The 7888-nt window shown below is 55.2% G+C and carries 8 protein-coding genes and 1 riboswitch; of the genes, 7 read left to right on the forward strand and 1 reads right to left on the reverse strand.

Annotated features, from left to right (window positions below):
* The first annotated feature begins 225 nt into the window (after positions 1-225).
* Positions 226-481: riboswitch (cobalamin riboswitch) on the forward strand.
* 146 nt (positions 482-627) lie between these two features.
* The 7 genes from ACQKE4_RS19600 to cobO all read left to right on the forward strand — a co-directional run bounded on the left by ACQKE4_RS19600 (position 628) and on the right by cobO (position 7652).
* Positions 628-2448: a TonB-dependent receptor domain-containing protein gene (locus ACQKE4_RS19600; RefSeq protein WP_427389915.1), complete on the forward strand. Its 1821-nt coding sequence runs from the start codon at positions 628-630 to the stop codon at positions 2446-2448.
* A gap of 52 nt (positions 2449-2500) precedes the next feature.
* Positions 2501-3385 carry a cobalamin-binding protein gene (locus ACQKE4_RS19605; protein ID WP_427389916.1) on the forward strand — a complete coding sequence of 295 codons (885 nt, stop codon included), beginning with the start codon at positions 2501-2503 and terminating at the stop codon, positions 3383-3385.
* A complete protein-coding gene (locus ACQKE4_RS19610; RefSeq protein ID WP_427389917.1) occupies positions 3385-4371 on the forward strand; it encodes a FecCD family ABC transporter permease in 987 nt (328 codons plus the stop codon). The genes ACQKE4_RS19605 and ACQKE4_RS19610 overlap by 1 nt, the downstream gene beginning before the upstream one ends.
* Positions 4371-5138, forward strand: coding sequence for an ABC transporter ATP-binding protein (locus ACQKE4_RS19615; protein ID WP_427389918.1), 768 nt, complete (start codon positions 4371-4373; stop codon positions 5136-5138). The genes ACQKE4_RS19610 and ACQKE4_RS19615 overlap by 1 nt, the downstream gene beginning before the upstream one ends.
* A gap of 13 nt (positions 5139-5151) precedes the next feature.
* The gene (locus tag ACQKE4_RS19620) at positions 5152-6465 is read left to right on the forward strand and encodes a cobyrinate a,c-diamide synthase (protein WP_427389919.1); all 1314 of its coding nucleotides are present in this window, start codon (positions 5152-5154) and stop codon (positions 6463-6465) included.
* 87 nt (positions 6466-6552) lie between these two features.
* The gene (locus tag ACQKE4_RS19625) at positions 6553-6993 is read left to right on the forward strand and encodes a YtoQ family protein (protein ID WP_427389920.1); all 441 of its coding nucleotides are present in this window, start codon (positions 6553-6555) and stop codon (positions 6991-6993) included.
* Positions 6994-7040: 47 nt separating this feature from the next.
* Positions 7041-7652, forward strand: coding sequence for a cob(I)yrinic acid a,c-diamide adenosyltransferase (gene cobO / locus ACQKE4_RS19630; protein WP_339886303.1), 612 nt, complete (start codon positions 7041-7043; stop codon positions 7650-7652).
* On the opposite strand, the gene ACQKE4_RS19635 is transcribed toward cobO, so the two are convergent.
* A partial coding sequence (locus tag ACQKE4_RS19635; RefSeq protein ID WP_427389921.1) for a hypothetical protein occupies positions 7649-7888 on the reverse strand: 240 nt, incomplete at its 5' end. The genes cobO and ACQKE4_RS19635 overlap by 4 nt on opposite strands.

Consider the following 7888-nt stretch of genomic DNA (forward strand, 5'->3'; position numbering starts at 1 on the left):
CCTCTTGAATCAGATTCTTGGCGGAATGCACTGATTTTTATAGAGAATACCATCCGCTATCTTCGTTTTCAGGCCTGCCTCATGAATAAGCCGGGCTAATGTCTTTGAGTTTGCTTTCCCACTTCCGGAAAGTATCTGTCTGCTTTATATCAGCCATTTTAATAATGTAGTTTATAAACTACATATTTTGCAACAGCAAAATTGACCGCCCCCCAACAAATTGCTAGTTTACGCGCACTCTCAGGTGCTGGCGGTGGATAAAGCCGCTAGTGAAACGGGAAGTTGGTGAACGCCTTGTCGCGTGATTCCAATGCTGCCCCCGCAACGGTGATCGAGATAAGAACGGCTAATACGCCACTGTGCTTTCGCACGGGAAGGTGGTCGTTCGGAAAGTCGTGGTTTTAACTAGCGTTTGTTAGTCGCTAGTAAACGCCACCTTTCGCTCGTCAGCCCGGAGACCGGCCCGAGAGCATAGGTTCAAAAATAGAACCAAACCATGCCGAGACGCGGTGGGCGCTCTCAGGGCGATTAATAGTGGTTTAATGCCGCTGTTACTCCCTTGTTTTGCCCTTCGCCCGGTCAAAAAAATACGCCGTGCGGGTGAGCACGACGAGCAAGGGATCTCACATGAATCATCGTTTCCACACCACCGCTAAATTAGCGGCATTTAGTATGGCTGCCTTACCGCTCGCCTTCCACATTCACGCGGAGGCCCAGTACGCCGAAGCGACGATGGATCTAGCTGCGCTTGACCCTGTAATTGTTACCGCCACGTTAGCGCCCCGTACTGCCAACGAAAGCCTTTCATCTGTTAGCGTGCTGGACGAAGCCACTTTCCGACGCCAAGACCCCATCAGCCTTACCGATCTGTTTCGTGGCCAGCCTGGTGTGGATGTGACTAGCAATGGCAGCTTTGGCAAAAACAGCAGCGTTTATCTACGCGGTGTGCCAAGCGATGCATCAATACTGATGATCGATGGTATTCGCTTACGTTCAGCCACTTCCGGTGGCGCCGCTTTTCAATACCTGGACCCACGCATGTTTGACCGAGCGGAAATCGTGCGCGGTCCACGCGGCAGCCTTTATGGTGCGGATGCCGTCGGTGGTGTCATCCAACTCTTTACGCCAGAGGGTGATGAGGAAGGCCCGCAACCCAGAATTTCAGTGGGCGGTGGTTCATTCAATACCCAGCGGTTAAGTGCAGGCGTCTCTGGTCGAGAGGGCGGCACACGCTACAGCTTTGCAGGTAGTCATTTCAATACCGACGGCCAGCCGGTTAGCCGTGGTGGTGAAGACAAAGGCTATGACAATACCTCTGCGCTTGCGCGTATTGCGCATACCTTTGATAGCGGTACAGAAGTTGGCCTGCTGGCGCTACGCGCTCGCGGTAACAATGAGTATGATGGTGGCGAGAATGATTTTGTCCAGCAGGTAGCGGGTATTTACGGCGAGCTTCCCGTCACCGATACCTGGCAGAGCCGTTTAACCCTTAGCGAAGCCCGCGATGAGCTGGATACGATTGATAATTTCGGGGGCTCAGTAATTGATACACGCACCCAAACTGCCCGTTGGCAGAACAATTTTCAGTTCGGCGCTCATGAGCTGATCGCTGGAGCGGAAATCAGCGAAGATCGTATTTCAAGCACCAATGATTTTGATGTGACCAGTCGCGATAACAAAGCAGTGTTTACTCAGGGGCTGCTCGACTTTGCGCCATTCGCCATTCAAGCAAGCCTACGGTATGACGACAACGAAGCCTATGGAGATGAAGTTACTGGCAGCTTGGCGCTGGGCTATCACGTAGATAACTACCATACACTTCGCGCCAGTATTGGCACTGCTTTTAAAGCGCCGAGTTTCAATGACTTATATTGGCCAAACTCTGGTAACCCGGATCTTAATCCAGAAAGCTCTGAAACCACTGAGGTCGGCATTCGTGGCCAATACAATCAGTGGTTCTGGGATCTGGCTGCCTTCCAAAACGATTATGATGACCTGATCGCCTGGGCACCGACGCCAAGCGGTTTATTCGCGCCTCAAAACGTTAATAATGCACGCATTCGTGGAGCTGAGCTTTCCAGCGGTGTTGAAGTTAGTGACTGGACACTGCAGGCCGCCTTTACTTACCTGGATCCGGAAGACCGGGATACCGGCAATCGGTTAGCCCGTCGTGCCACCCAGAGTGTGCGTTTGGATGCGGATCGTGAATTGGGCGATTGGTCATTAGGAGGGTCTTTAGTGGCGCAAAATCACCGTTATGATAATGCCGCGAATACTCAGCGTTTAGGTGGGTATGGGGTGGTTAACTTACGTGCGGGTTGGCAGTTTGCGCCGCTTTGGACCGCCCGTGTGACGGTAGAAAATGCCTTTGATAAAGAGTATGAAACGACGCGTGACTACCTCAACGCAGGCCGAGCAGGGTTCTTGAGTGTTCACTTTGGTCAATAAAATAAACCGTTTAGCGCGCGGGGCCATGGGCCTCGCGTTGTTAATGGTGACTATGTCTCTAATAGTAACTATGTCTTTAATGGCGACGACGGCCTCCGCTCATCATCACGCGCGGTGCGCAATTGATGATCGTGATCGTGAGGTATGTCTTCACGACCCCGCTAGGCGTATTGCCACTCTTTCACCAGGAGCAACCGAATTAACCTATGCCGCTGGCGCAGGAGATCAAGTGGTTGCGGTGGTCTCTTACAGTGACTACCCCCCTGAAGCCAAACAAGTGGCGTCAGTGGGCAGCCATACTCGGATTGATTTAGAAACGCTGGTGGGTCTGGCACCTGATTTAGTCATTGGCTGGGTGACGGGCAATCCGGCTGAACAGCTCGAAACCCTGGAAGCTTTGGGCATGCCGGTATTCTATATTGAGCCGCGTGACATGGAGGGCGTGGCCAGTGCGATTGAACGATTGGCGCGACTGGCAGGCACGGAAACCGCCGGGCAGGCGGTCGCTGATAATTTCCGTAATACCATGAACGCCCTTGAAGAGCGCTACCGAGATCGCGAGCCGGTGCCGACGTTCTACCAAGTGTGGGATGAGCCGCTAATGAGCGTCAACGATCAGCACCTTATCGGTCAGGTAGTGAAGATCTGCGGCGGTGAAAATGTGTTTGGTGCACAGGCGCGCCTTGTGCCCCGCATTGACGATGAAGCCGTTTTGGCCGCTAACCCTGAAGCGATTATTGCGGGTGGTATGGGCGAAGAGAATCGCCACTGGCTGACCCACTGGGAGCAGTATTCACACCTGACGGCAGTGGCCGGAAATAATCTCTTTTTTGTACCGCCTTCACTTATTCAGCGGCCTACGCCGCGCCTGATGGAGGGTACGCAGATCCTTTGTGAGAAGCTCGATATCGCCCGCCAAAAACGCGAGCATCGCTAATGCTATCGCGGCTAGGGCTTCCGCTTGGTCTGTTGCTGCTAGCAGCGTTGGCTTCGCTACTGATTGCCCTTGGCGTCGGCAGCGCGCAGATTACGCCTGCGCAAATCTGGGACGTGGTTCTAAGTAATATAGGGCATGGCGAAAGCGATGCCCTGGCACGGACGATGGTCATGGATCTGCGACTACCCAGGGCGCTTTCTGCGTTTGCCGTCGGCGGTTTGTTGGCCGTCGCCGGTGCACTCATGCAGGTGTTACTGCGTAACCCGCTTGCCGACCCTTATGTACTTGGGCTTTCTGGTGGAGCCTCGATTGGCGCCTTGGCGGCCATGCTGGGCGGCCTGGGCGGATTGGCCATTTCAAGCTCAGCGTTCGGTGGCGCGTTGCTGTCGACGTTTCTCGTCTTTGGTTTGGCCCATGGCAGCGGTAGTTGGACACCTTCACGATTGCTGCTAACAGGCGTGGTGGTTGCTGCAGGTTGGGGGGCGGTGATTACTTTGATGCTGGCATTAAGCCCCGCCGAACGCCTGCCGGGTATGCTCTATTGGCTGATGGGGGATCTTTCTTATTCACGTACCCCTTGGCCACCGTTACTGCTTTTATTGGCTACCTGCGTTGTACTCATTCCCCTCGGGCGAAGCCTGAATGTGTTGGCCCGTGGCCCACAGCAGGCCGCCGCGTTGGGCGTGGCGGTCAGGCCGCTGGAGTGGTGCATCTATGTTGCCGCCAGTCTGCTCACCGCAGCAGCCGTTACCACCGCAGGTAGTATTGGTTTTGTTGGCTTAGTGGTGCCCCACATGTTGCGCTTGCTGTTAGGCAATGACCAGCGGCTGATACTACCTGCCTGTGCGTTGGCAGGCGGCACGCTACTGGTGCTGGCAGATACACTAGCGCGCACCATGATCGCTCCGGAACAGCTTCCTGTAGGCGTGATCACCGCGTTATTGGGCGTGCCCACCTTCCTGTTCCTGCTCTACCGGAGCCGCTGATGAGCGTACTTTCTACTCACGATCTCCTCATCAATGTGCCCGGCCGAGAAGGCGGTACGCCACTAAATTTGACCATTGAGCCAGGGCAAAGCTGGGGCGTGCTAGGCCCTAACGGTGCAGGTAAAACCACTTTGCTGCATACCTTGGCGGGACTACATGCCCCGCGTTCGGGTGAAGTAAGACTAGGTGATCAGCCGCTTAGCCAACTGCGTCGCCGCCATATTGCGCGGCGCTTGGGATTAGTGTTTCAAGACCGTCAAGATGGCTTTCCAGCATCGGTGTTAGAAACGGTGCTGATTGGCCGCCACCCCTATTTATCGCCGTGGCAAATGGAAGGCGCCGATGATTATGCTCGTGCCGAAGCCGCGCTTGAGCGATTAGATGTGGCGCATCTGCGTGACCGATTGGTGAGCACGCTTTCAGGCGGCGAGCGCCAGCGCGTTGCGATTGCCACCGTGCTGACTCAGGCGCCCAATGTGTGGCTGGCCGACGAGCCCACTAATCATCTGGATCTTCACCACCAGAGTGCGGTGATGGCGCTAATGGCAGAACAGGCCGCAGAAGGCAAAGCGGTGATGATGTGCCTGCATGACCTAAATCTAGCCGCCCGCTGGTGTGACCAAGTGCTGCTGCTTTACCCCAATGGTGAAGCCTGTTGGGGCCCAAGGGAAAACATGCTGGTGCCCAGCGCGCTGGAAAGCCTTTATCGCCAACGCCTAGCGGTCGTTGAGGTAGATGGTGCGCCAGTGTTTGTGCCAATCAAATAGCGAGGATAACGATATGTTTCAGGGAAAAGCACACGCAGCGCTAATCAGTGCACCCGGCTCTGGCCAGGGAAAGTCAATGGTGACGGCGGCACTGGCAAGGCTACATCGCAATGCAGGCCTGACGGTGCGGGTTTTCAAGCATGGCCCCGATTACCTTGACCCTATGATTCAGGAAGTGGCGTCCGGCCAGCCGGTGTATCAGCTTCACCCCTGGATGACAGGCGAAGAGGAGTGCCGCTGGCGCTTAGCCGAAGCCGCCCAGGAAGCAGATGTGATTCTGGTCGAAGGTTCAATGGGGCTATTTGATGGCTCACCTTCCAGCGCTGATTTGGCAATCTTAGCAGGCATTCCCGCGCTGCCGGTGATTGATGCCTGGGGCATGGCACAAACCTTTGGCGCGGTGGCTCAAGGTTTGGCCAACTACCATCCCGACCTCGCTATTCATGAAGTGATTGCCAACCGCGTCGGCAGTCCCGGCCATGGCAAACTCCTCGCTGAGAGCATGCCGGAAGGCATTACGCTGCTGGGTGCCATTCCCCGCAATGACGCGATGAAAATTCCTGACCGTCATTTGGGGTTGGTACAAGCCAGCGAGTTAAGCGGCTTGGATGCGCAGCTAGATGCTGCTGCTGAAGTGCTAAAAGAGGCAGGGCTGGGGCGACTACCAAAACTCGTCACCCTTAACGCTGAGGCACCTGCACCGGTTATGGAGCATCTTCGTGGTGTGCGCATCGCTATTGCCCGAGACGACGCCTTTGCGTTTATCTACCGCGCCAATGTAGATGTGCTGCGCGTAATGGGCGCAGAGGTCAGCTTCTTTTCGCCGCTTAATGATCATCAGTTGCCGGAGTGCGACGCGCTCTGGTTACCGGGTGGCTACCCCGAGCTTAACGCCGCGCGCTTTAGCAGCAACCACTCTATGTTAGAAGCCATTCGCACCCATCACCGCGTAGGCAAACCGATACTGGCAGAGTGCGGCGGCCTAATGGCCTGCGTTGAGCAATTGGTGGATGGCGAGGGCGAAAGCCATGCTATGCTTGGATTTCTCAACGGCACCGCGAAAATGGCCGGTAAACTCACCGCTTTAGGGTTGCAAAGCCTACACGCCGGGGCAGGCGAGCTGCGCGGCCATACCTATCACCACTCGTTACTTGAAACTGCGATGACGCCGCTGGCACGCACCCGCAAACTGGCCGGTAGCGAAGCCGAACCGATCTATCGCGAAGGTGGGCTGGTCGCGAGCTACTTCCACGGCTACTTTCCCTCTGCGCCCAAGCTGGTCGCAGATATATTTACCGGGCAGCCGATTAGCATCAATAACGGTTAACGAAGTATGTGGAAGATTTTTCCATAAACTGATTTGCGCTATGCTGTGTGCCTTTCATATCGATAGGCAACTCAGCAGGAGAACACCATGAGCTTTTACGTCTACCTTTCCGGCGAGATTCACACTGATTGGCGCGAAGAGATTCAGCGCGGCGCTGAGGCGGCGGGACTGGATATCGTGTTTACCGCCCCGGTAACGGATCACGCAGCCTCTGACGCTGCAGGCGACCACCTGGGCGAACAATCCAGCCAGTTCTGGCGCGATCACCAGTCCTCCAAGGTTAATGCGATTCGTACCCGCACGCTGATTGATCAGAGCGATTTAGTCGTGGTGCGTTTTGGCGAGCAGTACAAGCAGTGGAACGCCGCTTTTGATGCTGGCTACTGCGCCGCGTTGGCCAAGCCTTACATCACGTTGCACAGCGAAGATATTGTTCATCCGCTTAAAGAAGTGGACGCGCAAGCTCAAGCCTGGTGCACCACGACCGATCAGGTAGTTGAGACGTTGCGCTACGTACTAAAAGCCTGACCTTAAATAAAGAGCTTAATAGAGAGCTTTAATAAAGAGGACGCCCCATGCGCGAGAATGCCAAAACCCCCGAACGCCATGCCCAGCGCATGGCGGCAAAGCAAAAAATCATGAACGAGCGCATCGCCCGCGCCGATAAAGAGCAGGGCGTGCTGCTAGTGCTCACCGGTCCTGGCAAGGGCAAAAGCAGCTCCGGTTTTGGCATGCTCGCTCGCGCCTTGGGGCACGGTATGAAAGTCGGCGTGGTGCAGTTTATTAAAGGCGCCTTCAGTACCGGCGAAGAGGCATTCTTCCGTAACCTGCCCAACGTGGATTACCACGTAATGGGGCAGGGCTACACCTGGGACACCCAAGACCGCGAGCGCGATGTCGCCGCCGCTAACGCCGCCTGGGCAGAAGCCAAACGCATGCTGCAAGACGAAAGCTACCACCTGGTACTACTCGACGAACTCAACATCGCCCTGCGCTATGAGTACCTAGACCTAGACCAAGTCCTCGACGACCTGCAAGCCCGCCCAGAAATGCAGCACGCCGTCGTCACTGGCCGCTACGCCCCGCAACAGCTTATCGACCTTGCCGATACCGTTACCGAAATGAAAGTGGTGAAGCATGCTTTTAAAGATCAGGGCATCAAAGCCCAAAAGGGGATAGAGCTTTAAGTGTGAGGTGTAAATAGTGAGGCGTGAGAGAAAGAAGATGTAAGGATGCCCTGTGGGAGAGAAAGAAGATGTAAGGATGCCCTGTGGGAAATGGGATGGACCCGTCCCTCTGTGCCAAGATGAAGAAGCACTTCATCTAATGTGCGCAGGGCACTGACGGCATCTTGAAAGAGGATCCATCCATGAACAACATTAGCATTGTGGGTATTGATCTTGCCAAGCATGTTTTTCAACTT

Origin of the sequence: Halomonas sp. NPDC076908 (assembly GCF_050269715.1) — a bacterium.
GTDB lineage: Bacteria > Pseudomonadota > Gammaproteobacteria > Pseudomonadales > Halomonadaceae > Vreelandella.

Coding starts and splice junctions, on each gene's coding strand:
- ACQKE4_RS19600 (WP_427389915.1), top strand. CDS start 628: ATGAATCATCGTTTCCACACCACCGCTAAATTAGCGGCATTTAGTATG.
- ACQKE4_RS19605 (WP_427389916.1), top strand. CDS start 2,501: ATGTCTCTAATAGTAACTATGTCTTTAATGGCGACGACGGCCTCCGCT.
- ACQKE4_RS19610 (WP_427389917.1), top strand. CDS start 3,385: ATGCTATCGCGGCTAGGGCTTCCGCTTGGTCTGTTGCTGCTAGCAGCG.
- ACQKE4_RS19615 (WP_427389918.1), top strand. CDS start 4,371: ATGAGCGTACTTTCTACTCACGATCTCCTCATCAATGTGCCCGGCCGA.
- ACQKE4_RS19620 (WP_427389919.1), top strand. CDS start 5,152: ATGTTTCAGGGAAAAGCACACGCAGCGCTAATCAGTGCACCCGGCTCT.
- ACQKE4_RS19625 (WP_427389920.1), top strand. CDS start 6,553: ATGAGCTTTTACGTCTACCTTTCCGGCGAGATTCACACTGATTGGCGC.
- cobO (WP_339886303.1), top strand. CDS start 7,041: ATGCGCGAGAATGCCAAAACCCCCGAACGCCATGCCCAGCGCATGGCG.